31 protein-coding genes are annotated in these 24,169 nt (G+C 49.9%); 3 read left to right on the top strand and 28 right to left on the bottom strand.

Annotated features, from left to right (window positions below; translation table 11 throughout):
* Positions 1 to 21: 21 nt before the first annotated feature.
* The 7 genes from resA to ACNA6I_RS03490 all read right to left on the bottom strand — a co-directional run bounded on the left by resA (position 22) and on the right by ACNA6I_RS03490 (position 5,387).
* Positions 22 to 552, bottom strand: a complete 531-nt coding sequence (resA, locus tag ACNA6I_RS03520) for a thiol-disulfide oxidoreductase ResA (protein ID WP_048005924.1) — start codon at positions 550 to 552, stop codon at positions 22 to 24.
* A gap of 258 nt (positions 553 to 810) precedes the next feature.
* A complete protein-coding gene (locus tag ACNA6I_RS03515) occupies positions 811 to 1,542 on the bottom strand; it encodes a pseudouridine synthase (protein WP_048005925.1) in 732 nt (243 codons plus the stop codon).
* Positions 1,543 to 1,665: 123 nt separating this feature from the next.
* Entirely contained in the window at positions 1,666 to 2,193 is a 528-nt protein-coding gene (locus ACNA6I_RS03510) for a spore maturation protein (protein WP_048005926.1), read from the bottom strand.
* The gene (locus ACNA6I_RS03505; RefSeq protein ID WP_416312957.1) at positions 2,193 to 2,786 is read right to left on the bottom strand and encodes a nucleoside recognition domain-containing protein; all 594 of its coding nucleotides are present in this window, start codon (positions 2,784 to 2,786) and stop codon (positions 2,193 to 2,195) included. The genes ACNA6I_RS03510 and ACNA6I_RS03505 overlap by 1 nt, the downstream gene beginning before the upstream one ends.
* Positions 2,779 to 3,942 carry a D-alanyl-D-alanine carboxypeptidase family protein gene (locus ACNA6I_RS03500; RefSeq protein ID WP_048014058.1) on the bottom strand — a complete coding sequence of 388 codons (1,164 nt, stop codon included), beginning with the start codon at positions 3,940 to 3,942 and terminating at the stop codon, positions 2,779 to 2,781. The genes ACNA6I_RS03505 and ACNA6I_RS03500 overlap by 8 nt, the downstream gene beginning before the upstream one ends.
* A gap of 109 nt (positions 3,943 to 4,051) precedes the next feature.
* Positions 4,052 to 4,636 carry an SMC-Scp complex subunit ScpB gene (gene scpB / locus ACNA6I_RS03495; RefSeq protein WP_048005929.1) on the bottom strand — a complete coding sequence of 195 codons (585 nt, stop codon included), beginning with the start codon at positions 4,634 to 4,636 and terminating at the stop codon, positions 4,052 to 4,054.
* Complete coding sequence (locus ACNA6I_RS03490) at positions 4,623 to 5,387, bottom strand: segregation/condensation protein A (RefSeq protein ID WP_048014056.1); 765 nt, start codon at positions 5,385 to 5,387, stop codon at positions 4,623 to 4,625. Before ACNA6I_RS03490 ends, scpB begins: the two co-directional genes overlap by 14 nt.
* A 156-nt stretch (positions 5,388 to 5,543) precedes the next feature.
* Between ACNA6I_RS03490 and ACNA6I_RS03485 the strand changes: the two genes are divergently transcribed.
* Positions 5,544 to 6,068: a DUF309 domain-containing protein gene (locus ACNA6I_RS03485; protein ID WP_048005931.1), complete on the top strand. Its 525-nt coding sequence runs from the start codon at positions 5,544 to 5,546 to the stop codon at positions 6,066 to 6,068.
* 22 nt (positions 6,069 to 6,090) lie between these two features.
* Here the strand turns inward: ACNA6I_RS03485 and ACNA6I_RS03480 are convergent, their stop codons facing one another.
* The 18 genes from ACNA6I_RS03480 to ACNA6I_RS03395 all read right to left on the bottom strand — a co-directional run bounded on the left by ACNA6I_RS03480 (position 6,091) and on the right by ACNA6I_RS03395 (position 21,154).
* On the bottom strand, positions 6,091 to 6,444 hold the full coding sequence (locus tag ACNA6I_RS03480) for a GNAT family N-acetyltransferase (RefSeq protein WP_048014054.1): 354 nt from the start codon (positions 6,442 to 6,444) through the stop codon (positions 6,091 to 6,093).
* A gap of 331 nt (positions 6,445 to 6,775) precedes the next feature.
* Complete coding sequence (gene lysA, locus ACNA6I_RS03475) at positions 6,776 to 8,080, bottom strand: diaminopimelate decarboxylase (RefSeq protein ID WP_416312956.1); 1,305 nt, start codon at positions 8,078 to 8,080, stop codon at positions 6,776 to 6,778.
* Positions 8,081 to 8,163: 83 nt separating this feature from the next.
* Positions 8,164 to 9,633: a spore germination protein gene (locus ACNA6I_RS03470; protein WP_048005934.1), complete on the bottom strand. Its 1,470-nt coding sequence runs from the start codon at positions 9,631 to 9,633 to the stop codon at positions 8,164 to 8,166.
* Entirely contained in the window at positions 9,626 to 10,198 is a 573-nt protein-coding gene (locus ACNA6I_RS03465) for a stage V sporulation protein AE (RefSeq protein WP_048005935.1), read from the bottom strand. The genes ACNA6I_RS03470 and ACNA6I_RS03465 overlap by 8 nt, the downstream gene beginning before the upstream one ends.
* Before the next feature lie 24 nt (positions 10,199 to 10,222).
* A complete protein-coding gene (locus tag ACNA6I_RS03460; protein ID WP_148795385.1) occupies positions 10,223 to 10,645 on the bottom strand; it encodes a stage V sporulation protein AB in 423 nt (140 codons plus the stop codon).
* Positions 10,635 to 11,255 carry a stage V sporulation protein AA gene (locus ACNA6I_RS03455; protein WP_048006389.1) on the bottom strand — a complete coding sequence of 207 codons (621 nt, stop codon included), beginning with the start codon at positions 11,253 to 11,255 and terminating at the stop codon, positions 10,635 to 10,637. Before ACNA6I_RS03455 ends, ACNA6I_RS03460 begins: the two co-directional genes overlap by 11 nt.
* A 139-nt stretch (positions 11,256 to 11,394) precedes the next feature.
* Positions 11,395 to 12,162 carry an RNA polymerase sporulation sigma factor SigF gene (gene sigF / locus ACNA6I_RS03450; RefSeq protein ID WP_048005937.1) on the bottom strand — a complete coding sequence of 256 codons (768 nt, stop codon included), beginning with the start codon at positions 12,160 to 12,162 and terminating at the stop codon, positions 11,395 to 11,397.
* Between the two features lie 12 nt (positions 12,163 to 12,174).
* A complete protein-coding gene (gene spoIIAB / locus ACNA6I_RS03445) occupies positions 12,175 to 12,618 on the bottom strand; it encodes an anti-sigma F factor (protein ID WP_048005938.1) in 444 nt (147 codons plus the stop codon).
* On the bottom strand, positions 12,619 to 12,969 hold the full coding sequence (spoIIAA, locus tag ACNA6I_RS03440; RefSeq protein WP_048005939.1) for an anti-sigma F factor antagonist: 351 nt from the start codon (positions 12,967 to 12,969) through the stop codon (positions 12,619 to 12,621). It abuts the gene before it with no gap.
* 106 nt (positions 12,970 to 13,075) lie between these two features.
* Positions 13,076 to 14,242 (bottom strand): D-alanyl-D-alanine carboxypeptidase family protein, encoded by a 1,167-nt coding sequence (locus tag ACNA6I_RS03435; RefSeq protein ID WP_048005940.1) that lies wholly within the window; start codon positions 14,240 to 14,242, stop codon positions 13,076 to 13,078.
* Between the two features lie 169 nt (positions 14,243 to 14,411).
* A complete protein-coding gene (locus ACNA6I_RS03430; RefSeq protein WP_048014733.1) occupies positions 14,412 to 15,719 on the bottom strand; it encodes a pyrimidine-nucleoside phosphorylase in 1,308 nt (435 codons plus the stop codon).
* A gap of 27 nt (positions 15,720 to 15,746) precedes the next feature.
* On the bottom strand, positions 15,747 to 16,562 hold the full coding sequence (locus ACNA6I_RS03425) for a purine-nucleoside phosphorylase (RefSeq protein ID WP_048014051.1): 816 nt from the start codon (positions 16,560 to 16,562) through the stop codon (positions 15,747 to 15,749).
* A gap of 74 nt (positions 16,563 to 16,636) precedes the next feature.
* Complete coding sequence (deoB, locus tag ACNA6I_RS03420) at positions 16,637 to 17,824, bottom strand: phosphopentomutase (RefSeq protein ID WP_048005943.1); 1,188 nt, start codon at positions 17,822 to 17,824, stop codon at positions 16,637 to 16,639.
* A 187-nt stretch (positions 17,825 to 18,011) separates the two neighbouring features.
* On the bottom strand, positions 18,012 to 18,905 hold the full coding sequence (xerD, locus tag ACNA6I_RS03415; protein ID WP_063191747.1) for a site-specific tyrosine recombinase XerD: 894 nt from the start codon (positions 18,903 to 18,905) through the stop codon (positions 18,012 to 18,014).
* Positions 18,906 to 18,911: 6 nt separating this feature from the next.
* Positions 18,912 to 19,139, bottom strand: coding sequence for a YqzK family protein (locus tag ACNA6I_RS03410; protein WP_048005944.1), 228 nt, complete (start codon positions 19,137 to 19,139; stop codon positions 18,912 to 18,914).
* Positions 19,140 to 19,289: 150 nt separating this feature from the next.
* Positions 19,290 to 19,736, bottom strand: a complete 447-nt coding sequence (locus ACNA6I_RS03405) for a Fur family transcriptional regulator (RefSeq protein ID WP_048005945.1) — start codon at positions 19,734 to 19,736, stop codon at positions 19,290 to 19,292.
* Positions 19,737 to 19,847: 111 nt separating this feature from the next.
* Positions 19,848 to 20,501: a stage II sporulation protein M gene (gene spoIIM / locus ACNA6I_RS03400; protein ID WP_048005946.1), complete on the bottom strand. Its 654-nt coding sequence runs from the start codon at positions 20,499 to 20,501 to the stop codon at positions 19,848 to 19,850.
* 104 nt (positions 20,502 to 20,605) lie between these two features.
* Positions 20,606 to 21,154, bottom strand: coding sequence for an NUDIX domain-containing protein (locus ACNA6I_RS03395; RefSeq protein ID WP_048005947.1), 549 nt, complete (start codon positions 21,152 to 21,154; stop codon positions 20,606 to 20,608).
* A 74-nt stretch (positions 21,155 to 21,228) separates the two neighbouring features.
* Between ACNA6I_RS03395 and mciZ the strand changes: the two genes are divergently transcribed.
* Together mciZ and ACNA6I_RS03385 are read left to right on the top strand one after the other, a co-directional pair.
* A complete protein-coding gene (gene mciZ / locus ACNA6I_RS03390) occupies positions 21,229 to 21,366 on the top strand; it encodes a Z-ring formation inhibitor MciZ (protein ID WP_048005948.1) in 138 nt (45 codons plus the stop codon).
* A gap of 66 nt (positions 21,367 to 21,432) precedes the next feature.
* On the top strand, positions 21,433 to 22,353 hold the full coding sequence (locus tag ACNA6I_RS03385) for an aldo/keto reductase (RefSeq protein WP_048005949.1): 921 nt from the start codon (positions 21,433 to 21,435) through the stop codon (positions 22,351 to 22,353).
* Between the two features lie 42 nt (positions 22,354 to 22,395).
* Here ACNA6I_RS03385 and ACNA6I_RS03380 read toward each other — a convergent pair whose 3' ends face one another.
* The 3 genes from ACNA6I_RS03380 to ACNA6I_RS03370 form a co-directional block, all read right to left on the bottom strand.
* Positions 22,396 to 22,632, bottom strand: coding sequence for a YqkE family protein (locus tag ACNA6I_RS03380; protein WP_048005950.1), 237 nt, complete (start codon positions 22,630 to 22,632; stop codon positions 22,396 to 22,398).
* A 164-nt stretch (positions 22,633 to 22,796) separates the two neighbouring features.
* Positions 22,797 to 23,459, bottom strand: a complete 663-nt coding sequence (locus ACNA6I_RS03375) for a CoA transferase subunit B (RefSeq protein ID WP_048005951.1) — start codon at positions 23,457 to 23,459, stop codon at positions 22,797 to 22,799.
* Between the two features lie 17 nt (positions 23,460 to 23,476).
* A complete protein-coding gene (locus tag ACNA6I_RS03370; protein ID WP_048005952.1) occupies positions 23,477 to 24,166 on the bottom strand; it encodes a CoA transferase subunit A in 690 nt (229 codons plus the stop codon).
* Positions 24,167 to 24,169 lie beyond the last annotated feature (3 nt).

The following is a 24,169-nucleotide window of genomic DNA, read 5'->3' as shown; positions in this document are numbered from 1 at the left end:
ACCCCTTCTGTCAGGTTGGCATTATGGCTTGATACTCTCCAGGTCTTCTATGATATCTTCTTCTGACATCGTCCCCGTGATGATCTTGTCGATCTTCCCATCGGGATTGATCAGCATGGTCGTCGGAAGCGGATCGATTCCGTAGGCATTCTGCACTTCTTCTTCCTTATCGACGACAATCGGGAATTCCAGCCCGTGCTTCGAGGAGAAGCTGTTGATCAGGAAGTCCGACTGCCCTACATTCACCGCAAGGATCTGAACGCCTTTATCCTCATATTTCTTATACTGATTGTTCATATAGGGCATCTCACGTTCACATGGTTTGCACCACGTTCCCCAAAAATTCAGGAATACGCCCTGGCCTTTGTAGTCGGAAAGCTGATGGGTGTTGCCTTCCATGTCTTTAAGGACAAAATCAGGGGCCTGGTCCCCCACCTGTAGCTTTCCACGATCCTCCTTGGTGAAATTGGCATACAGCGTATAACCGACGGCCGACACCAGTATCAGTAAGATGACCGACCGGATCATCAACCTGCGTTTTTTCTTATTCATCGTACCCCTCCTCGCTCTGAAATCGCTAACAAAATAAGTGAAATAAAATGACTTCCGAGTGAAGTCCTTATGTATGCCTTCCCATCACTCAAAAATGATAGAAGGAAAGGGGATGATCGATTGATCAACCCCTGCCATTGTCTGTTGCAACCGTTTCAAGAAGCAGGGGCCTTCCCCATAGATGGTAAAATTCCTTTCCAATTATACCATTTTTCTTCATGACGGTCTTTCAGATTATATGAATGATTCGTGACACTTTTATTTGTTGGCGGCTGATTCTGCCAACGTGCGGAGCTGCTTGACTTCGTGAGGGGTCAGCTCTCTTCCTTCCCCTGCGGTCAGACCCTGGAGGGTAAGGGAGCCATAGCGCTCACGCTTCAGCTTCTGCACCGGGTATCCGATATGCTCGAACATGCGGCGGACCTGACGATTCCGGCCTTCGTGGATCGTGATTTCGATGATGGACTTCCCTTGCTTCTTGTCCATGCTGAGCATTTTCACTTTCGCAGGAGCGGTTCTCCCGTCCTCGAGCTTCACACCCTTCTCAAGTTCCTTCAGCTTGAACTTGGATGGGATGCCCTTTACCCTCGCGACGTACGTCTTTTCGATTTCATTGCTCGGGTGCATGAGGAGGTTCGCGAACTCTCCGTCATTCGTAAGGAGCAACAAGCCTGATGTTTCGTAGTCAAGACGACCGATCGGGTAGATCCTCTCGTCGATTTCCTGGAAGAAATCCGTCACGACCTGACGATTCTTATCATCGGTCACGGCAGAAATGACGCTTCTCGGTTTGTAAAGCATATAATAGACCTTATTTTCCCGTTCGATCTGGACTCCGGAGACATCCACCCGGTCGGAAGCCGCTACCTTGGTTCCCAATTCTTTGACGACTTTCCCATTCACTTTGACTTTACCTTCTATGATCAGCTGCTCAGCCTTGCGCCTTGATGCGACACCGCTGTGTGCAATAACTTTTTGTAAACGTTCCACGGTCTTTCACCTCATTTTTCTATTCCTTCATGAATTATGGCATAAACCATGCAAAATAGAAAGGTATAAAAAGAAAACGGGCTTCCGCTTTCCTTTTATACCTTTTTTCAGATCGTATTGAAATCAGAACATCAGGGTCACCACGAAGATCGCCGCTGCGATGCCGACCACATCGGCGAGAAGACCGACCTTCAACGCGTCCCCCATCCTGCGGATCCCTACAGCACCGAAGTAGACGGTCAAGACGTACAGTGTCGTATCTGTACTGCCCTGAAGCACGGATGCAAGCCTTCCTATGAAGGAGTCGGGTCCATATGCCGCGACCATATCGCTCATCATCCCTAATGCGGCCGTCCCGGAGATCGGCCGGATGATGGCGAGGGGCACGATTTCAGGTGGGATGCCAATAGCCAGGAGACCCGGTCTTATCAGCCCGACAAAAAACTCCAAAGCACCCGATTCCCTGAAAATCGTGATGGCAACAAGCATGCCGATCAGGAAGGGGATGATCGACACGGCGATCTTGATCCCCTCCTTCCCTCCTTCCACGAAGGATTCATAGGTAGGGACCTTCTTCCACGTGCCGTACAGTAGAATGAAGCCGATCAGCAGGGGGATCATCCAGAGGGAAACCAACGAAATCCACTGCATCACTTCACCCCCCGTTTCGTTCTCCTATGGTGGAAGTACCGATCGATGCAGATCGCACCGATTGCCGATAATATCGTCGCCACCAGGGTCGGTCCAACGATTTCCGTCGGCGATGCTGAATCATATTTCATCCTGATGGCGATGACCGTCGTCGGAATCAGGGTGATGCTTGACGTATTGATGGCGAGAAACGTGATCATCGACCTGCTCGCCGAGTCCCTCCCCCCGTTCAACTGCTTCAATTGCTCCATCGCTTTGATCCCGAGGGGAGTCGCTGCATTTCCGAGTCCGAACATATTCGCCATCATATTGCTTAAAATATATCCCATTGCCGGATGATCCGCAGGCACTTCCGGGAAGAGCCGCTTCACAAATGGCCGGCATAGGCCCGCGAGCTTATCGAGTAGCCCCGCCTCCTGGGCGATCTTCATCATACCGAGCCAGAAAACGAGTACGCTTACAAGTCCGATGCAAAGGGTGACCGCTTCATTGGCCGATTGAAAGATGGCTTCGTTCACTTCGGCCATCCTCCCATTGATCACAGCAAAAACCAGACCGATGATCGTGAGCGCCGCCCAGATGATGTTAACCATTTTTGTTCACGCCAAGGACCGATTGAATGGAGCCGGCCCATAGCTTCCACCAGCTTTTCTTCTCGGGTTTTGCGACGGATTCAAAGTAGACCGGGAGAGAGTCCACTTGTTCATCGTCCAGATAGACGAGGGCATTCCCCACGATATCAGGCGCCCCCTTTCCATCAGCCCATTTCTTCTCAGGCTTCAGCATCCTGTACTCCACCCTGACACCATCCACTTCGTTCTTTTGAAGAGTCAGGACCGCATCCCTGTCTACATGGACGTGCCCCTGATAGACGGGGTCATCGATGTTTTCGATTTTCCCCTTCGCAATGACAATTTTATAGTCATACTGCTTGAATCCATACTCGAACATGGAGATATGGTCATTCCAATCATCCGGCCCATTCAATGTAACGGCGATCAAGTCCTCTCCGTCTTTAGAGGCCGTGGAGACAAGCGTCCGTTTCGCCCTTTTGGTGAAGCCGGTCTTCCCACCGGTGCTGTATTTATAAAGCTCCGTCAAAAGTCTGTTCTTATTCTTCCACTTCCTGTCCCATTTCTCTTCAGGATTAGGTGCTGTATGGAGCTTGGTGCCGGCAATCTCGGCATAACGCTCATTCTTCATGGCGTACCGTGTCAGAATCGCCATATCCCTTGCTGTTGAATAGTGATCTTCGTGATCATCCAGCCCATGCGGATTGGAAAAATGGGTGTTTTCCATGCCGATTTCCCGGGCTTTTTCATTCATCATATAGACGAACCCGTCAAGACTCCCTCCCACGTAGTCTGCAATGGTGACAGCCGCATCATTCCCCGACCTCAGCATCAGCCCGTATACAAGGTCTTCCAGTTTGATTTTCTCCCCCGCTTTCAGGTAAAGCGAGGATCCTTCTGTTCGGACGGCATCATCCGGAACCGTTACATCACGGTCAAGCTTCCCGGATTCCACTGCCAGGATCGCTGTCATGATTTTAGTGATACTTGCAATCCGGCTCTTTTCATCTGCATCCTTTTCATACAGGACCCTGCCCGTTTCCTGATCCATGAGTATCGCCCGCTGTGAACTGACAGATGGAGCAGCCTGTACCTTTCCTGAAACCAATGAGAACAAGAGGACAACGACCAGGATGCTGTATATGTAGACTTTGCGATTATTCCCCTTCACCTGCATCTACTCCTTGTCATGACTATTTGTACAAGTTTATGCGGGACAACGGGTAATATGATTGAATAATCTTCCCATAAAAAAACACCGTCCACTTGAGGACGGTGCTTCATGGTCATTCGTTGCTATCCAGTGTTTCCTGGAATTTTTCAAAAAACAGATCTGCTTCCTCATCTGCAAATTCTTCTTGTACGTGATCGGGCAGTGGCGGAAGCTCTTCTATGCTCTTCAATCCGAAATAATCGAGGAATTCTTTCGTCGTCCCGAACAGATAGGCCCTGCCTGTCCCTTCGGCTCGCCCCACCTCTTTCACAAGCCCCTTCGATGTCAGCGTTTGTACGGGACGTTCCGTTTTGACCCCGCGGATCTGTTCGATTTCAGCACGGGTGATAGGCTGTTTGTACGCGATGATGGCCAGGGTTTCAAGTGCCGCCTGGGACAGAAGGCTCACATTCGGTGACTCCACCAGCTTTTTGAGGTATTCAGCATGTTCTTTTTTAGTAGCGAGCTGATAGGCACCTGCAATTTCAACGACTGCAATCCCGCGGTCGACGTACCATTCTTTCAATTCATTCATTCTGTTCAACGCTTCGTCTTCCGGTATGTCCAATACCGAGCAGACCTGTTTCAGGGAAAGACCTTCGTCTCCGGCTGCGAAAAGCAGGCTTTCGAGGATGGCTTTCCAATTACGTTTGTCCAACTAGTCCTACCTCCTCACTTGCTTCCACAAAAATTTCCGTGAAATTCTCTTCCTGGTCGACTCTGATCTTTTGACGTTTCATCAGTTCAAGAACGGCCAGGAATGTGACAACCAGATGATCTTTTTGATTGGAGGGGAAAAGGCTGGTGAAGGTTGTTCGCTTCCTCAAACTTTGCAGGCTCACTAAAATTTCATCCATTCGTTTTTCTATGGAAATCTCCTGCCTGGTGATTCTCGTTTGCACAGGCTTCTGGAGCTTTTTGCGTCGCAATAATTTATTGAATGCACCGAGCATATCATAGACCGTGACTTGCCCGATGCTGTCTTTCAGATTTGAATCCTCTATGTATTCAGATAGGTCGCTTGGCGGCTTCGTGAAAACCTGCCCCCGCTCTTCTTCCCTGCTCCGGAGTTCCGTCGCAGCTTCTTTGAATTTGCGGTATTCGATCAGTCTTTCCACCAGTTCGTCCCTCGGATCTTCCTCTTCGAATTCGATCTCTTCATCAAGGGAATCTTCATCGTATTTCGGCAGAAGCATTTTGCTCTTGATCGCAAGAAGCGTCGCGGCCATCACAAGATACTCGCTCGCTACATCGAGCTGAAGGTCCTTCATGGCATGCACATAGATCATATATTGCTCGGTAATCTGTGCCATGGGGATATCATAGATATCGATTTCCAGTGAATTGATCAGATGCAGAAGAAGATCCATCGGACCCTCGAACGCTTCAATTTTCACATTGTATTCCATTTCATCACCAATTTCCATTGTACAGACTTAAAAAAGAGCTACTTATTAGTATAGTAGATTGACTACCAATCTCCAATAGAAATTTTACCCCCAGCATGATTCGTTTCACCGCATGGGTGAGTATGCTACACTAACCTTATTGAAAGGAGCGGTTGAATGACACAACACCCCACCCCCTATATCGAATTCCTCGCCCACTTCAATGGAAGCAGGGATTACTTTGAGTGCCATGAAGTCCTTGAAGAATATTGGAAAGAAACCGATCCCGGCAACAGGGACTCACATTGGGTCGGCCTCATCCAGATTGCCGTCGGGATGTATCATTTCCGCAGGCAGAACTTGAAGGGTGCGAAACGCATGATCCGTAAGGGTACGGAGAACCTGAAGTGCCACCGTCCGGTCATGACGAGGCTCGGCCTTGATGAAAGCCGTCTGTTTTCCATATTGGCCGAAACGGAAGAGCGCATACGTGAAGAAATGCCCTACCGCAGTGTCAGCCTCCCCATAAAGGATCCGGACCTGCTCCGATCCGTTCAGCAATGGTGCAGCCGCAACGGGTACGGCTGGTGTATCCCGAGTGATCTGACCGATCACGAGCTGATTCATCGCCATTCACGCAGAGATCGCTCACAGGTGATTCAGGAACGGAAGGAAGCCCTTCTCAGAAAAAAAAGAAACTAGCCTCCGGGCCAGTTTCTTTTTTTCATTCATTCATTTCTCCTTCGCACCTTTCAAAAAAGGAAGCGGTTTCTTCGTTGGGTTTGACGTCGAGCTCAGAGTACATGTCCTTCAGATGTTTCACCATCGCCTTCCCGATCCCTTCATGACGATGCGACGGGTTCACGGAGATGTGATGGATTTCCAAGGCACCTTCTTCTTTCTGCACCCCGATCAGGCCGACTATGTCTTCTTCTTTCCATAAAAAAAGCTGCCAATTATCATCCGTTTCATACTGCTTCATCGTTTGCTGAAGCTTCTTCAGGTCCTTTTCACTTGGCATGAAAGATAATAATCCCATTGCGATCTTTTCAAAAGCCTTTTTATATCGGATTAACATATTTACCCCTCGTTACGTTTATGTCCAGATGCTTTTACCGTGGACAAAACTATAATTTTAATAAGCGAATGTTTTACTATCTTACTAAAACTGTTCTTTTTTATCAACTACCGTTTAGTTTCCCGCCAGGAAGAGCCAATAAACCACTCCCCACGCTAAACCCACTGCCAAAAGAAGGAAAAATAAACGCGTATTGCTTTTCGACATTGCGTACCCCCTGATTCAACACCCGTTCTTCGGACGGATCTGGTAGACTCTCACTCTATTAAGTATAACAGGTCATGGTAATATCCGGCACCTTTCAGTCCGGATATTTCCATGATTGTCACATTCAATCGAGCGGGAGGTCAAGGGAGAGGAGATCCTCATAGGTTTCCCGTTTCACCACGAGGCGATCCTTCCCTTCTTCCACGAAGACGACGGGTGGACGAGGGATACGATTATAGTTATTCGCCATGGAGTACCCGTATGCGCCTGTGCAGAAGACAGCCAGGAGGTCACCAGGTGCTGCAACCGGTAACGGAAGATCCCAGATCAGCATGTCACCCGATTCACAGCATTTCCCTGCAATGGACACGGTTTCTTCCACAGGTGCCCCTGCTTTATTGGCAAGGACCGCCTCATATTTTGCGCGGTACAGAGCCGGACGGATATTATCACTCATCCCTCCGTCGATGGCGACATATTTCCTTACTTCCGGTACCACCTTGGTCGATCCGATGCTATAGAGGCTTGTCCCCGCATCACCAACAAGGGAACGGCCCGGCTCGATCCATATTTCCGGCATGTCCAGTCCATGGCGCTCCACTTCTTCCTTCACCACTGTGATCATGTCTTTAACATACTGTGCAGGTGGGATCGGCTGATCTTCCTTCGTGTACCGGATACCGAAGCCGCCTCCAAGGTTGATGACCTGAGGTTCGAACCCATGCTGCTCCTTCCACGATGCCACGGTGTCGATGATCTTCCTTGCCGCCAGGATGAAGCCTGTCGTTTCAAAAATCTGCGACCCGATATGACAGTGGAGTCCAAGGAGTTCGATGCCCTCCATGGCCACTGCCTTTTTCATGGCCTGCTCTGCCTGGCCGTTCCCAAGATCGAAGCCAAACTTCGAATCCTCCTGCCCAGTCAGGATATAATCATGTGTATGGGCCTCGATCCCGGGAGTGACACGGAGAAGCACTCTGGTTGACCCGCCAAGCTCCCCGTGAATGGCGCCGATCAGCTCAAGCTCATGGAAGTTATCGACAACAATGCAGCCGATGCCGAATTTGATCGCCATTGCAAGCTCTTCATACGATTTGTTGTTCCCGTTAAAATGGATCTTCTCGACGGGGAATCCGGCTTTGATCGCCGTATGGAGTTCCCCTCCGGAAACGACGTCCAAGGACAGCCCTTCCTCTTTCATCAATTGAAAGATCGCGATGCTCGAGAAGGCTTTGCTTGCATAGGCAACCTCCGCTTTGACACCCAACTCTTCAAACGTATCCTTGAAGCCGCGAGCGCGCTCCCTGATCAGTGTCGTATCATATATGTATAGGGGGGTACCGTATTGTTCCGCCAGCTTTACGGTACTGACCCCGCCTATGGTCAATTGACCCTGTTCGTTGATTTCCTGAGATCCATGAAGTTCCATTCTCTGCTCATTCCCCTCTTTAATCCTTTACTAATTAAAAGTAATTTACCATAGAATGAGGGGGCTTGCAATCCTTCCTGGATTCAGCTCGGCTGTTTATGCCGGTTCTTTGCATGGACGATGCTCGGTCTGATTTTGGCTCCCGGTACCGAACGCCTGATGAGGATCTGAAGGAACGCTTTCGGACTGAATGGCAGCAATGGCCACATATAAGGAGTATTCAGTGACTTGATATTGGTGACGAATAGGACGTAAAGGGTACACCCGATAACGAGTCCCGGAATATGGAACAGGGCCACGAAAATCAAGATGATCAGTCGTGCCATCTTGTTGGCAACGCTTAATTCATAACTCGGGGTGGCAAAGGTACCGATCGATGCAACCGCAACATAAAGGATGACCTCCGGTTGGAAAAGGCCGACATCGATGGCAATCTGACCGATCAAGACTGCCGCGATCAGACCCATGGCCGTTGAGAGTGGCGTCGGTGTGTGTATCGCCGCTATCCTGAACATCTCCACCCCGAGATCCGCGATGAAGAGCTGGGCGATCACCGGGATATTGGTCTGTTCATCCGGACCTACATATTTGATTGCTTCCGGCAATAATGATGGATCCAAGACAAACAGATACCATAGAGGCAGAAGGAATAACGAGGCGAGGACACCAAGGAATCTCGTCCAGCGGACAAATGTTCCCACCGCAGGAGATTGGCGATATTCTTCCGCATGCTGAAGATGATGAAAATAGGTTGTCGGGGTGATGATCACACTCGGTGAGGTATCCACGAAGATGAGCACATGCCCTTCCAAAAGATGGGTCGCCCCGACGTCCGCCCTTTCCGTGTACCGGACGAGGGGGTAAGGATTATATCCTTGTTTGACCAGGAATTCCTCGATCGTTTTATCGGCCATCGTCAGGCCGTCGATTTTGATGCTTTGAAGCTCTTGTTTGACGATTTCGATCAGATTCGGATCGGCCACGTCCTCGATATAGGCGATGGAAATGTCCGTTTTGGACCGTTCACCTATCCTGAAGATCTCGAACCGGAGTCTCGGATCGCGGATCCTCCTGCGGGTCAGGGCTGTGTTGACGATGATATTCTCCACATAGCCATCACGTGAACCCCTTACCACCTTTTCCGTATCCGGCTCTGACGGTTGCCTTCCGGGATAGCTCCTCACATCGACGATCAGGGCTTCCGGGGCCCCTTCCACAAAGACGGCGATCAACCCTGATAGGACTTCATCCACCGCTTCCTCCACCGTTTTGACAGGTTCGACGGACTGGTGGACCAGACGATTGTGTACAATATCATAAATCTTACTGGTTGCCCGTTCATTATCATTCACGTCAACGAGTTCTTCAACGATGTGAATGACATAAGACGCATCGGTCAAACCATTGATGTAATAGATATGGACACCTTTCTTCAGGATCATGAGCTTACGTACGCCCAAGTCGAAGCTTTTATTCAGTCCAACATGGTTTTGCATATACTCTTCGAGTTTCCCCAAGTCCTTTGGAATCGGGGTCTTTCTGATTTCACCCATTGTACCCGCTCCTCTCTAAGATGATTTCCACTGCTTTTTTCGTGATGGGGCTACCCTGAGAGTAGTGATCCCGCTTCGCCATTTTCCCTATATCCCCTACACCGACGATGACCGGCACGTCCAGTTCATCCAGACAATACACCGTATCACCAGTCAATCTGCCCATCTCCATTTCCGGCACGCCGAATTTATCGACTCCATAGGGGGTGAGCTCTCCGAATTTATCAATGCACACGTCGACCCTCGTCCACTCCGCATGCCTTGTATGGCTTGCAACGGCTATGACACCGAGCACCTCGATATCATCATGCTGCGCCACGTACTTCATCGCCCTTTCCCCCGACCCTTCCCCAAGGAAGCCGCTATCATCGAACATGACAAAAACGGGGTCGCATTTGGCCTTTTTGATCAACTTGACCACTTCAGGTCCCGAGAGGACGGTCGGATTCCCCTTCGTGCTGGAAATGCACCGTCCCCCGAACTCCTTGGCCACGCATTCAACGGCCTTTTTCGCATATTCGTCACCGTCGGTTACAAGGATGACCTTCCGTTTTTTTTCTGTCATTTCAACGACCGCCTCTGCTTATGATTAAGGCTGTACGAGATACAGCCAATGGAATAGGGATCCTGCGACTTTGCCCAGGACGATGGCCATGATGAGCGTGATGATCTGGCTTTCGATCCCGATCCGTTTTGCCAGGATGGGGAAAACATTGAGCACCTCCGTGAGTGCGGCTGCCATCAGACCGATGAAGATGCCGCTTGCCGCTCCAATCGGAATCAAGATGACGGCGGCTGTGTGCAGCGTGAAATCATTCAATGAGATCACCGTGCCGGAAAGTGCTCCCGTCACGACCGCCCATTCATAGGAATGAATCATTTTCATCGTTTTCGTCAACTGCGTGAGCCTCGGGATGATACCGAGGACGGTCAAGAAGGCCACGAGCCCGGAGCCCACAGCAAGTCCCCCTCCGAACCCTACAAACAGTGCAAGAATGATCTTAATGGTCATCGAGCTTTTTCTGACTTTCTTTGTTTTCATGCATGATGACATATTGGTCAAGGTCCTGCTGGTAGTTGAACATCTCTACTTCAAGGGGACTTGGTTCTTCATTGATCCGTTTTTTGAACACATGATTGAAGAATAGGATCATCCCGAGACCCAGACCGATGGAATAGGGGATCTGATAGATCAACGGGTGTGGGTCCACACGACCGGTAATGAAAAAATACATGCGCTGATGAACTTCCCTCATGCTCACATCTTCGTGAAAGTTGATGATGGCGAGCGCCGTTCCGATGAATAAGAGGAGCCAGACGCCTGCGAAAAGGGGAAGGGATACCTTTTTCTTTTCATACACCACTTCGATGATCGTTTGGACTGGACCGATCGTTTGGATATCGAGAGAGGGATGGACGGCATTGATGCGCCTGATGGCCGTCATCACATCCACGACGATGATGTTTTTATCTTCCACGGTAACGTGATGGACAGGTATGTCCCTTATGCTTTCCAGAATCGGCTCCGGTGCGATGAGCTGGGCGATTTGCCCCAATTTCACTAAACTCTCTTCCCTCACTTGGATGCGGTGGCGCAATCGGATATACAGAACGTTCTCCAACATACTCACTTCCTGATTTCCTTGATTTTCACCTTGTTACCCATAGTATGGATGTTCAAAAATTATTTATGTAAACGCTCCATTCCCCCTCCACACCAAAAAGCCCGCAGGCTCCTTTACTCAAGGGTCCTGCGGGTTTTCATTCTGTATTCATTTGTTCCTTCATCGACTTGAGGATCTTCTTTTCCAGGCGCGATACCTGCACCTGTGAAATACCAAGCCGGTCGGCCACCTCCGACTGGGTCTGATCTTTGTAATAGCGTAGGTACACGATCAGGCGTTCGCGTTCATCCAGTTCCAGGATGGCTTCTTTCAGGGCGATTTTATCAAACCATTTATAGTCGGTCTGATCGGCGATCTGATCCAGTAATGTGATGGGATCCCCGTCGTTTTCATAGACCGTTTCATGGATGGAAGAAGGAGCCCTGCTGGCTTCCTGGGCCATGATGACTTCTTCCGGGGAATACTCCAGATGTTCGGCCAGTTCATTGACCGTCGGGACCCTTCCGAAGGTTTTCGACAACTCATCCTTCGCCTTCCGGATCTTATTCCCCATTTCTTTGAGGGACCGGCTTACTTTGACCGTGCCATCGTCCCTGATGAAGCGCTGGATCTCCCCGATGATCATGGGGACCGCATAGGTGGAGAATTTCACATCATAACTCAAATCAAATTTATCAACGGATTTCAGAAGGCCGATGGAACCGATTTGGAACAGGTCGTCCGGCTCGTACCCCCGGTTGAGGAAACGCTGGACGACGGACCAGACCAGCCGCATATTCTTCTGGACAATGATGTCCCTGGCCCCCTGATCACCTTCTTGACTGAGCTTTATCAGTTCCTTGACCTCATGATCCTTTAAGAATGGCTGCGCCTTTTCCTTTTCATTTTTCACTTCGACATCCATGGGCACGACTCCTTAATTGCATAGCGTTTTACTATTGGTTAAGTGCTTTTTCAGCCTTACCGTGGTGCCTGTACCTGGGTGTGAGGATATTTCGATTTCATCCATGAAGTTTTCCATGATTGTGAAGCCCATGCCTGAACGCTCCAGCTCCGGCTTCGACGTATATAGGGGTTGGCGTGCTTCATCCACATCTCCGATTCCAATCCCTTCGTCCCGGATGGTCATATCGATGTAGCCATCTTCCTCCATGATGACAGAGATGAATACCTGACCCGTCGGTTTGTTTTCATAGCCGTGGATGATGGCATTGGTCACGGCCTCTGAGACGACGGTTTTGATTTCCGTGAGTTCATCCATCGTCGGATCGAGCTGTGCGATGAAGGATGCGACGGTCACACGGGCAAAGGATTCATTCTGACTCACTGAACTGAACTGGATACTCATTTCATTCCTCATTCAAGCGACCCCCAATCGTTGCAGTGCATTTTCTTCAGAAGGCTCAAGACGGATGATCTTGAAGAGCCCCGACATATCAAAAAGGCGGTTGACTGAATGAGAAATGGCACAAACGACCATCTCTCCGTGTTTTTGCTTGATTTGTTTGTAGCGGCCAAGGATCACACCCAGGCCGGAACTATCCATGAAGCTCAGTTCTTCAAGGTTCAGGATGATATGGCGGATATTTTCACTCTCGATCAGGGCGGATGCCCTTTCCCTTAATTCATCGGCGGTATGATGATCCAACTCCCCGCTCAGACGGATGCACAGGACGTCACTTTTCACTTCTAGGTCAATAGCAAGACTCACTATAGAAAGCCTCCTTCTCTGTCTTATAGTGAGTGTTTTCGCTATTCTTTTTCAAGAATCCTTCCTGATGACAAAACTAGAAGGAATTCGTCATAATTAGTCAATGTTATTGATCGGTTTTCGTGAACATGCTCAGGCTTCGTTTATAAAAATCCCACCAGCTTGCCTTCTCCACATCACTCTTTGCCACGAGAGGTGTTTCAAGAACTTTCTTCCCTTTGTTCATGATGACGAGTTTCCCGATTTCGTCCCCTTTCTTGATCGGGGCCTTCACCTCTTCCGCGATGCTCACCTTCTGCTCCACCTTATCAAGCTTCTCCCCTTTTTGAGTCAGGATTGAAACCGGTTCCTGTGTGACAGCTTGGAGTTTGCGGTCTTTTCCTTTGGATACTTTTGCTTCGCCGATGCCGTCACCCTTTTTATAGAGGGGCTTCGTTTGATATTGATTGAAGGCGTAATCGAGCATGGTGCTCACTTCATTGTTGCGGTCCTTAGGGGAAGGTGCACCGAATACGACGGCAATGACCCTCATATTCCCTTTTTTCGCAGTGGCCGTGAGACAGTATTTGGCCTCATTGGTGAAACCGGTCTTGAGACCATCCACCCCGTCATAGAAGCGGACGAGTTTATTGGTATTCACAAGCCAGAACTTTTTGTCAGTGTTTTCCCTGAGATACGATTCATAGCTTCCCGTGAACTTCGTGATGCCGTCATATTTCAATAATTCCTTTGCCATCATGGCCATATCGTGGGCAGAACTGTAATGGCCCTTTGACGGTAGTCCGGTCGGATTTTTAAACTGGGTGTCCTTCAATCCGAGTTCCTTTACCTTGGCGTTCATTTTTTCAACGAAGCCTTTTTCACTGCCTGCGAGATGCTCTGCCATGGCAACAGATGCGTCATTGGCGGAACCGATGGCAATCCCTTTCAGCATTTCCTCTACAGACATTGTTTCACCTGGTTCAAGGAAGATCTGCGAGCCGCCCATCGATGCTGCATGTTCACTGGTGCGGATCTTATCCTTCCAGTCGACCTGGCCGTTCTCGATCGCTTCCATGATCAGGATCATGGTCATGATCTTTGTCATGGATGCCGGGGCCAGGCGTTCATGACTGTTTTTATCGTATAGGACAGAGCCCGTATCCCTTTCGATCAGGACCGCTGATTTTGCTACTTCAGCAAGCTCGGACTTCTTCTCCTCAGCAAATCCCGATACGGGGTTCAATGAAAAAATGAAGAAACATAGCGTTAGGATAGACAGTACACGTTTCATTTTAAGATCCTCCATTCATCTTCAATATTCAAAACTTCTATCACCATTTTTTCCAACATAGACCTTTTTATACAAAGGCTTCCGAAAATTCTTGGGAGATGCTGTGGATTCTCACTGTCTGCAAGCACAAAAAAACCACCTCCCGTTTTCCGGAAGGTGGTGCTGGTAATCAATGTGTGATTTCTGTGTGAATCAGGGTCGGTGCTGCTACTTTCTCAGAAGAAAGCTTGATGCTTTCATATAGCTTTTCCTTTACCCGTTCCAGTTCCGCTTCATCATTGCTGTATATGGTCACCAATGACTCCCCGGCCTCTACCCGGTCACCGATCTTCTTCCTGAGCTCGAGCCCGACGGCAAGGTCGATGACGGAATCCTTCGTCGCCCGTCCCGCTCCGAGCCACATGGCTGCAGTCCCGACGGCATCTGCGATGATCTCGGATACATATCCTGCTTCCTTGGCGGGCAGTTCACTGATGTGTGCAGCCTGAGGGAGCTTGGACGGTTCATCCACGATGGACGCGTCTCCTCCTTGGGAGGCGAGGAAGACCTTGAAGCTTTCAAGGGCGGACCCATCCTTCATGGCTTTTATGAGTCGTTCACGGGCTTCTTCTATGGAATTCGCCTGTTCGGCCAGGTAGACCATATGACTTCCGAGGGTCAAACAAAGTTCAGTCAAGTCTTCCGGCCCTTCGCCCTTCAGCGTATCGATTGCTTCCTTCACCTCGAGGGCATTCCCGATGGCAAATCCGAGGGGCTGACTCATATCAGAGATGACGGCCATCGTTTTCCGGCCAACATTGTTCCCGATATTCACCATGGCACTCGCAAGCTCCTTGGAGTCATCGAGAGTCTTCATGAAGGCACCTGCTCCGGTTTTGACGTCCAGTACAATGGCGTCGGCTCCTGCTGCGATCTTTTTGCTCATGATGGAGCTTGCGATCAGCGGGATGCTATTCACCGTGGCTGTCACGTCACGAAGCGAATACAGCTTTTTATCGGCGGGGGTCAGGTTTCCGCTTTGTCCGATGACCGCCAGCTTGTTTTTGTTTACAAGACGGATGAATTCGTCATTTTCAATTTCCACATGGAAGCCTTCAATGGCTTCCAGCTTGTCAATGGTCCCGCCGGTATGTCCGAGTCCGCGACCGCTCATCTTCGCCACAGGCACTCCTACTGCCGCCACAAGGGGGCCGAGTACGAGGGTCGTCGTATCACCGACACCCCCCGTCGAGTGTTTATCCACTTTGATGCCTTCTATGGCGGAAAGGTCAATCTGATCACCCGACTCCACCATCGCCATGGTCAAATCGGCACGCTCCCTTTCGGTCATATCCTTGAAGAAGATCGCCATGGTCAAGGCGCTAACCTGATAATCCGGAATGGATCCTTCTGTATATCCGTTTACGATGAAGTTAATTTCCTCCGTCGTCAGTTCTTTTCCATCTCGTTTTTTCTCTATTAGGTCAACCATTCTCATCACTTTCACCCACTTTTACGTATTAGCTTACAATGACTTGACGATTTCTTTTACATAGGAGAGGAAGTTGGCACGTACCAGTTCGGTCGTCTCCATGACCTCATCATGGGAAAGGGGCTGATCCAGGATCCCTGCAGCCATGTTGGAAATGCATGAGATCCCGAGAACTTTCATTCCGCCGTGGCGGGCTACGATGACTTCCGGAACGGTGGACATTCCGACTGCGTCACCTCCGAGGACACGTGCCAGGCGGACTTCTGCAGGTGTTTCATACGTAGGACCTGTATTCCCCACGTAGACCCCTTCCTGTACGTCAATGGAAAGCTTAGCGGCAATTTCCTTGGCAAGATGCCGAAGCTCCTTCGAATAGGCTTCCGACATATCCGGGAAGCGGGGACCCATGCGGGAGTCATTCGGGCCGATGAGGGGATTCCCTCCCATATTGTTGATATGATCCGTGATGATCATAAGGTCGCCTGCTTTGAAGCTCTCGTTCACTCCTCCAGCAGCGTTCGTCACGATCAGGATTTCGACTCCAAGCTCCTTCATTACTCGCACCGGGAAGGTTACCTTATCGAAATCATATCCTTCGTAGAAATGGAAGCGTCCCTGCATTGCAACGACTTCCTGACCGGAAAGTCCGCCGTATACAAGCTGACCGGCATGCCCTTCCACCGTCGAGACCGGGAAATCGGGGATTTCGTTGTATGGGATTTTGACAGGCTCTTCGATCTCATCTGCCAGGACTCCGAGTCCCGAACCCAGTATCAAACCGATTTTAGGTGTTTTGGTGAATCGTTCGTTCAGGTAGCGTGCGGCTCTTTCTATTTGTTCGTATTTCATGGTCACCTCTCCTTTACCGCTTTATTTTGTACCGGCAACTGCTGCCGGCCATCTGTCATTGGACGTGCGAAAATTTATTTCAGTGACGTCAGGAAGCTTTCCCCGAATTTTGGATGTTTCACATTGAAGTTGTCGGCAACCGTAGCCCCGATATCGGCGAATGTCTTCCTTACAGGAAGCTCTTCACCCTCTCCGCTGAATCGCTTTGAATAGACGAGAAGCGGTACATATTCACGCGTATGGTCGGTTCCTGGAGCCGTCGGGTCATTCCCATGATCCGCCGTGATGATGAGAAGGTCTTCTTCGGTCATTTTCTCGAAAACCTCCGGAAGCCTGGCATCGAATTCTTCCAAAGCTTTCCCATAACCTTCAGGATCACGGCGATGGCCGAATTGGGCGTCAAAGTCGACAAGATTGAGGAAGCTCAAGCCGGTAAACGGCTGGTCCATGGTGCGGATGAATCCATCCATACCGTCCATATTGTCCTTTGTCCGGACCGAATCCGTCACCCCTTCCCCGTTGTAGATATCGGAGATCTTCCCGATGGCGATCACATCGTATCCAGCATCCTTCAGCTCGTTCATGACGGTGCGATCGAATGGTTTCAAGGCATAGTCATGTCGATTCGATGTTCTTTTGAAAGCCCCCGGCTCACCGATGAAGGGGCGGGCGATGACACGGCCAACGAGGAATTCATCATCCTTCGTGAGTTCCCTGGCGATTTCGCAGATGCGGTACTGTTCTTCGATGGGGATGATGTCTTCATGGGCTGCAATCTGCAGGACGGGATCGGCGGATGTATACACAATCAGGGCTCCGGTCTCCATATGTTCTTTCCCCAGTTCATCGATGATGGCCGTTCCGCTTGCAGGCTTGTTCCCGATGACGGTCCTGCCCGTTTCCGCCTCCAGTTTCTGGATGAGCTTTTCCGGAAAGCCTTCCGGATAGGTTTTGAACGGTGTATCGATGTTCAAGCCCATGATTTCCCAGTGTCCTGTCATCGTGTCTTTCCCTACGGATGCTTCCTGCATTTTCGTGTAGTGGGCAAGGGGCTTTTCAGCCTTGTCGATCCCTTTGATCTCACGGATGTTGCTCAGACCAAGCTTGGCCATATTGGGCATATGGAGCCCATCCATATGTTCCGCGATGTGACCGAGGGTATCGGCACCTGTATCATTGAACAGGTCTGCATCGGGTGCTTCCCCTATTCCCACTGAATCCATTACGATCAGGTGGACCCTTTTGTATGTATAGCTGCTCATTTTATCTGCCTCCTGTGAACAACCGTCTATAAAACGGTTACATTTTCATCAATGCTAGTAGTGTACCCTCTGTCACTCAGTGTGAATCAGAACGATACAACGTCAGAAGTCTGACATCTTTATTCTACTTTCCCCTTCAAAAAAATACAAGGGAGATCCCGCAAAATTTGCGGGATCTCCCCATACCCTAAGCCCTTGGGTGGAATTTCGTATATACATCCTTCAGGCGGGTCTTTGTCACGTGCGTATAGATTTGCGTGGTGGAAATATCGGCATGTCCGAGCATTTCCTGAACCGCCCGCAGATCGGCTCCATTTTCAAGGAGATGCGTGGCGAATGAATGCCGTAGTGTATGAGGCGTGAGTTCCTTCTCGATATTGGCCTTTTTCTGAAGGGCCTTGAGATTCTTCCAGAACCCCTGCCTGCTCATCCCGCGGCCATGATGATTAAGAAAAAGGTGATCATCCCGTTCTTTGCCCGACCTGAGCTTCAGACGGGAATGTTCGAGGTAATCCCCGAGGACATTCATCGCCGTCTGGCCGATGGGGATGATCCTTTCCTTATTGCCCTTCCCGATACAGCGGATGAATCCCATATTGAGATGAAGATCATCGAGCTTCATACCGATGAGTTCACTTACACGGATCCCTGTTGCATATAAGAGCTCAAGCATGGCCTTATCCCTCATGCCGAGGGGAGTGGAGGCATCGGGCGCTTCGAGGAGCGCCTCCACCTCGGATAGGCTCAGGATCTTGGGCAGCTTACGTTCGGTCTTCGGTGTCTCGAGATGGACCGTCGGATCCTGCTCCACGGCTTTCTCTCTCAGAAGGAACTGGTGGAATGAGCGGATCGAAGCCACATGCCTGGCCACGGTCTTCGACGACTTCCCCTGATCACCAAGATGCCCGAGGAACTGGACGATGTTGACACGTGATACCTCACCCCAGCCTTCCATCCCTTCTACATTTTTAATATAGAGGGAGTAGCTCTTCAAGTCGCGCTTGTAGGAGTCAATCGTATTTTTCGAAAGCCCCTTTTCAACTGTCAAGAAATGCATGTAATCTTCTATGCGGTCTTCCAACATCCATTACTCCCCGTTCGTATAAAAAAATAATAATCGATCATACCAGTGTGCTTCCTCGTCTGCAACCGCCGAGGAAACTTTCACTGCTGACCCCTCCGGTTCATCGTACCGATGATACCCTTCGTATTCTTCACCGATCCACATAATGCCATAATAAAAAAGGATCGTCGATCCCGTAAAAAGGATAAACACCTTCAGCGTCTGCCAGATCATCCGGACTCCTTTACCCATCTTCCATCCTCCCCGTCATCTATTAATACAAGCTATGACGGTTTTCCTTCATTTTATACCTGAACGGATGAAAGTTTAGGCGATGTATCGGCAAAAAGCCCCGAAGATTATGTATATCGCATGCTTGCGACGGGATCCCCGGGGCTTCGATTACTCTTCATTATCCTGGCATCTTGAGCAAATGCCGTGAAAGGTCAATCTGTGGTCTTTTATTTTAAACTTCCAGTCGCGTTCCACAATGTTTTCAACGTCTTCCAATAGATCTTCCTGAATTTCATCCACCGCTCCACATTCGATGCATACGAGATGATGATGGAAGTGGGCAGCTCCTTCTTGGCGAAGATCATAACGTGATACTCCGTCGCCAAAGTTGATTTTATCCACGATTTTCAGTTCGGACAACAGCTCCAGGGTGCGATACACCGTGGCAAGTCCGATTTCCGGAGATTTTTCCTTAACGAGGAGGTATACATCTTCGGCACTGAGGTGGTCTTCTTCATGTTCGAGCAACACCCGCACAGTCGCTTCACGCTGGGGTGTAAGCTTGTAACTGGCTGAGTGAAGGTGCTTTTTGATTCGTTCAATACGGCTTTCCATGGTCCCTTCCTCCCCCGTCAATATCTAGTTTATTATAACAAAAAGGGAGGAATAAGCAAAATAAAATTATTACAAACAAAAAAGTAGAATGATTCTTATATAAGAATAGGTTTACTTGATTTTGGAAATAACCGCTTCCATCAAACTTGGAGACAGATAGGCTTCCACTCCCGCCGCCACCGTGATGATGGCGATGGCCGCTACAAGGAAAACGACATATCGCGAAAAGAACGGGATCATGGGTAACTGCATGGAAGTCTGTCCCCTCATGAAGATCTTCCTGATCAACGTAATGGAAAAGCTCGCACTCACAGCCCCTATGAAAATGAAGGCCGGTATGATGATGATGTTTTGTGGAAGGATGCTGACGAATGAGAGCAGGAAGCCGCTCCAACCCATCTGGTTCACGAGGAAGCCCACAGAGAAACCGACCACGACCCCTTTCATGAAAACGAGAACGAAGATCAACGGAAGTCCGATGATCGAAATCCCGAGCAGCCAAAGGATGCCCAGCGACTTCACATTATGTAGGAAGCTTTGCCTGAACATATCCTCTGAAGATGTCATCCTGCCTCCTTCTATCTCGGTGAAGAATTTCCCCAGATAAAGATATAGATCTTCTTTCTGGGCGAACGACAGGGAATTGACGACGATGGCGCCGAAGATCACACCCATGAGGAATAATGTGATCATGAATAAATAGATCGAGGAATGGGCTTGTACATGTTGGATTAGTGGATTGGATTGAGAAAATTTTTTACGCATCACTGTGCTCCTCCTAGACATCGATTACTAATCTATATGAGGGAGCACCCGGACATATGACAAGATCCCTCCCGGATAACCGGAAGGGACCTGCATGGCAAGGATCAGCGTGTTGCCTCCAGGAGTTCAAGATATTGAATGGCATACGCCGTCTTGGCGTCATAGATTTTCTTTTCCTTCATGAGTGCCTTCGCTTCCTCCAGCCCCACTTCCAGGAGCTCGACGAATTCATCTTCATCCGGACCCTTCGCATCTTCCATTTTATACAGATCCTTTGCGACATACAGATGCACTAGTTCATCAGCGAATCCCGGGGAAGTGTAGAAGGAGATCAAATGCTCAAGCTTTCTGCATCCGTATCCCGTTTCCTCTTCAAGCTCCCTTTCTGCTGTAAGGGCAGGCTCTTCACCAGGCTCAAGCTTGCCTGCAGGGATTTCAACAATGGCTTTCTCAAGGGCTTTCCGGTACTGCTCGACCATGACGATCTTTCCTTCTTCCGTGAGGGCGATCACAGCCACGGCGCCCGGATGCTTGATCAGTTCGCGTTTGGAGGTCTTTCCGTTCGGGAGCTCCACTTCATCGATCTGAAGGTTGATGATCTTTCCTTCGTATACTGTTTCCGACTGGATTGTTTTTTCTTCGAATTTACTCATTTGTCGACTCTCCTGTTCTTTCAACGCTGGATTCTTCATACATTCTACCATACTTCCGAATCGGGGTGGAATTCTTGGAAATTCTGGTGGATAAAGATCGTGTCATCCTCAAAGGGAAGGCGTGGGAGATCAGAAGGAAATTGAAGGAGTACAGTGTCCGGTTCGATACGGTCCAGGATTGGATCAAAGCCATGCATTCCGAGTCCCGTTAATTGTTTATCCCATCCTCCATCCGTTAATATAATAGAGGAAAGAGTATCGGAAGGGATGGATGAATAGTGGATAAGAGAGAACTTGGAAACTCCGGTCTATATGTATCAAAGCTTGGACTCGGATGCATGTCCCTCGGGACGGAGGAGCAATCGGCGGTAGAGATCGTCCGTTACGCCCTGGACCATGGCGTGAACTATCTTGATACCGCCGATTTGTATGACTTTGGACAGAATGAAAGAATAGTGGGACAAGCCCTGAAGGGGCGCAGGGACGAAGTGGTCCTTGCGACAAAAGTCGGGAACCGCTGGGACGATGTGGATGATGGGTGGCGCTGGGATCCTTCCAAGAGCTACATAGAGAAAGCCGTAAAGGACAGCCTTCACCGCCTGGGTGTCGACTACATCGATCTGTACCAGCTTCACGGGGGAACGATCGAAGACCCTTATGAAGAAGCCATCGAGGCTTTTGAAACGCTGAAAAAAGAAGGGTTGATCCGGGCGTATGGGATTTCGTCCATCCGTCCGAATGTGATCAAACGATTCCTTTCACACGCCGATATCCAGAGCATCATGATGCAGTACAGCCTACTCGACCGCCGTCCTGAAGAATGGATGCCCCTCCTTGAGGAACATGGTGTGAGCATCGTGGCGAGAGGCCCCCTTGCCAAAGGGATGCTTTCAGAGCGGATGCTGGCGAAAGCCTCGGAGAACGTCCGGGAGAAGGGCTATCTGGACTATTCGTATGGGGAACTGGAGGAGACGCTTTCTTCCATTAAAGAGAGACTGGGCTCACGAGGCATGAATGAACTTGCCCTACAGTACGTGCTCTCCCACTCCACGGTCGCTTCTGTCATCGCAGGAGCAAGCTCAAAAGAGCAGCTCGCCCAAAATATCGAAGCGGTCAACCGTGAGCCGCTCACGGATGGAGAAGTCAAGCTCCTGAAGGACCTGACCAAATCTTCTAGATATGATGCCCACAGGGACTGACCCATAGGAAAGGGACGGCTATCCATAGCCGTCCCTTTCTGTCTATCCGCGATCTTTGAACTCTTTCCAATTCATGCTGCTCTCATTCAAGAGTTCCTCGAAGCTTTTATTCTTTTCCCGACGCTTTTGCTCTTCTGCCTTCAAGCGCCGCTCTTCCGCTTTCTTGTCGGCCTCTTCGTTCTCAAGCTCCTGCTTTTTATGTTTAAGCTGCTCGAATAGATCGGCATTGATGGAATGTTTGAGCGTCAGTTCTGCTTCCTGTTTCTTTTTCTTTGACATCTCGATCCCTCCCCACCCCTTAGTTATAAAACGTTCGACCTCATAAGTCCACTATCTTGCAAGAATTCGTTCAGGAAAAGGAAGTTGACTAGGTGCCAATAGAAAAAAAGACCGGGCATTGAAACCCCGGCCTTCCGCATCCCCCGACTCTCTTTAATATGGAATCAGTATGCTTCAAGCTTCACATCATCATGGACGATGAGGTCCGCCGCCGTTGATGACTTGATATCATCCACGCTGAAGCCGTTGGCCACTTCACGCAGAACCAGCCCTTCATCCGTGACGTCCATGACCGCACGATCGGTAATGATGCGGTCCACGACGCCCCTGCCTGTAAGCGGAAGAGTGCATTCCTTGAGGATTTTGCTCTCCCCGCTCTTGTTCACGTGCTCCATGATGACGATGATGCGTTTTGCCCCGTGGACAAGGTCCATGGCTCCGCCCATCCCTTTGATCATCTTGCCTGGGATCATCCAGTTGGCGAGATCGCCATTTTCCGCCACTTCCATTCCTCCGAGGATGGCGATATTGATATGTCCTCCCCGGATCATGGCAAAGGACTCCGCACTATCAAAGTACGCGGACCCGGGAATGGCCGTCACGGTCTCTTTTCCTGCGTTGATGAGATCTGCGTCCACTTCCTCTTCTGTCGGATACGGTCCGATACCGAGCAACCCATTCTCTGATTGCAGGACCACCTGCTTATTGTCCGTGATATAGTTGGCTACGAGCGTAGGCATCCCGATGCCGAGGTTGACGTAGAAGCCATCCTCGATTTCTTTTTCCGCACGCCTGGCAATCCGCTCCCTCATACTTCCTCGATCCATTTCCTCCACTCCCTTTCTTATGATTTTACCGTTCTTCGCTCGATCCGCTTCTCTTGATCGGCTTGGATGAGCCGTTGGACGTAGACGCTCGGCGTATGGACCTCGGCAGGGTTCATGCTGCCCGTTTCCACAAGCTCTTCCACCTCGGCGATCGTCACCTTACCGGCAGCGGCAATCATAGGATTGAAGTTCTGGGCGGTTTTATTGTAGATGAGGTTCCCCATCTTATCGCCCTTCCAAGCACGGACAAGTGAAAAATCGGCGGTGTACGCCTCCTCGAGGAGGTACTCCTTCCCATTGAAGGTGCGCGTCTCCTTGCCTTCGGCCACCGGGGTACCGACGCCTGCCGGAGTGTAGAATGCCGGGATGCCGGCTCCGCCCGCACGGATTTTCTCAGCAAGGGTACCCTGAGGGACGAGCTCGACTTCCAGCTCTCCCGAAAGGACTTGACGTTCGAACTCTTTATTCTCCCCTACATACGAACCGATCATCTTGTCGATCTGTTTGTTCTTCAATAGTAAGCCTAGTCCCCAGTCATCCACCCCGCAGTTATTCGAGATGACGGTCAGGTTCTTGACTCCTTTCTTTTCAAGGGCCAGGATCAATTTCTCCGGGATCCCACACAGGCCGAAGCCTCCTACCATCAATGTCGCCCCGTCCTTGATATCGGCTACAGCTTCATCATACGATGTGTATACGGTTTTCATCTC

The organism is Rossellomorea sp. FS2, from assembly GCF_047915635.1.
GTDB classification, from domain to species: Bacteria; Bacillota; Bacilli; order Bacillales; family Bacillaceae_B; genus Rossellomorea; species Rossellomorea marisflavi_A.
Note: the sequence above shows the minus strand (reverse complement) of the source record. Positions and strands in the feature narration are given on the sequence as shown.

Excerpts from the sequence above, each read along its gene's own strand:
- ACNA6I_RS03465 (WP_048005935.1), bottom strand. The coding sequence starts at position 10,198 with ATGACAGAAAAAAAACGGAAGGTCATCCTTGTAACCGACGGTGACGAA.
- ACNA6I_RS03370 (WP_048005952.1), bottom strand. The coding sequence starts at position 24,166 with ATGAAAACCGTATACACATCGTATGATGAAGCTGTAGCCGATATCAAG.
- ACNA6I_RS03375 (WP_048005951.1), bottom strand. The coding sequence starts at position 23,459 with ATGGATCGAGGAAGTATGAGGGAGCGGATTGCCAGGCGTGCGGAAAAA.
- deoB (WP_048005943.1), bottom strand. The coding sequence starts at position 17,824 with ATGAGCAGCTATACATACAAAAGGGTCCACCTGATCGTAATGGATTCA.
- ACNA6I_RS03510 (WP_048005926.1), bottom strand. The coding sequence starts at position 2,193 with ATGCAGTGGATTTCGTTGGTTTCCCTCTGGATGATCCCCCTGCTGATC.
- lysA (WP_416312956.1), bottom strand. The coding sequence starts at position 8,080 with ATGGAACTTCATGGATCTCAGGAAATCAACGAACAGGGTCAATTGACC.
- ACNA6I_RS03410 (WP_048005944.1), bottom strand. The coding sequence starts at position 19,139 with ATGGGTAAAGGAGTCCGGATGATCTGGCAGACGCTGAAGGTGTTTATC.
- ACNA6I_RS03485 (WP_048005931.1), top strand. The coding sequence starts at position 5,544 with ATGACACAACACCCCACCCCCTATATCGAATTCCTCGCCCACTTCAAT.
- spoIIM (WP_048005946.1), bottom strand. The coding sequence starts at position 20,501 with ATGCGTAAAAAATTTTCTCAATCCAATCCACTAATCCAACATGTACAA.
- ACNA6I_RS03425 (WP_048014051.1), bottom strand. The coding sequence starts at position 16,562 with ATGAAATACGAACAAATAGAAAGAGCCGCACGCTACCTGAACGAACGA.
- ACNA6I_RS03480 (WP_048014054.1), bottom strand. The coding sequence starts at position 6,444 with ATGTTAATCCGATATAAAAAGGCTTTTGAAAAGATCGCAATGGGATTA.
- ACNA6I_RS03435 (WP_048005940.1), bottom strand. The coding sequence starts at position 14,242 with ATGAAACGTGTACTGTCTATCCTAACGCTATGTTTCTTCATTTTTTCA.
- resA (WP_048005924.1), bottom strand. The coding sequence starts at position 552 with ATGAATAAGAAAAAACGCAGGTTGATGATCCGGTCGGTCATCTTACTG.
- ACNA6I_RS03490 (WP_048014056.1), bottom strand. The coding sequence starts at position 5,387 with ATGGAATACAATGTGAAAATTGAAGCGTTCGAGGGTCCGATGGATCTT.
- ACNA6I_RS03405 (WP_048005945.1), bottom strand. The coding sequence starts at position 19,736 with ATGGAAAGCCGTATTGAACGAATCAAAAAGCACCTTCACTCAGCCAGT.
- ACNA6I_RS03505 (WP_416312957.1), bottom strand. The coding sequence starts at position 2,786 with ATGGTTAACATCATCTGGGCGGCGCTCACGATCATCGGTCTGGTTTTT.
- ACNA6I_RS03395 (WP_048005947.1), bottom strand. The coding sequence starts at position 21,154 with ATGAGTAAATTCGAAGAAAAAACAATCCAGTCGGAAACAGTATACGAA.
- ACNA6I_RS03470 (WP_048005934.1), bottom strand. The coding sequence starts at position 9,633 with ATGGGTGAAATCAGAAAGACCCCGATTCCAAAGGACTTGGGGAAACTC.
- spoIIAB (WP_048005938.1), bottom strand. The coding sequence starts at position 12,618 with ATGAGGAATGAAATGAGTATCCAGTTCAGTTCAGTGAGTCAGAATGAA.
- ACNA6I_RS03380 (WP_048005950.1), bottom strand. The coding sequence starts at position 22,632 with ATGTCAAAGAAAAAGAAACAGGAAGCAGAACTGACGCTCAAACATTCC.
- ACNA6I_RS03430 (WP_048014733.1), bottom strand. The coding sequence starts at position 15,719 with ATGAGAATGGTTGACCTAATAGAGAAAAAACGAGATGGAAAAGAACTG.
- ACNA6I_RS03460 (WP_148795385.1), bottom strand. The coding sequence starts at position 10,645 with ATGACCATTAAGATCATTCTTGCACTGTTTGTAGGGTTCGGAGGGGGA.
- ACNA6I_RS03500 (WP_048014058.1), bottom strand. The coding sequence starts at position 3,942 with ATGCAGGTGAAGGGGAATAATCGCAAAGTCTACATATACAGCATCCTG.
- sigF (WP_048005937.1), bottom strand. The coding sequence starts at position 12,162 with ATGGATGTCGAAGTGAAAAATGAAAAGGAAAAGGCGCAGCCATTCTTA.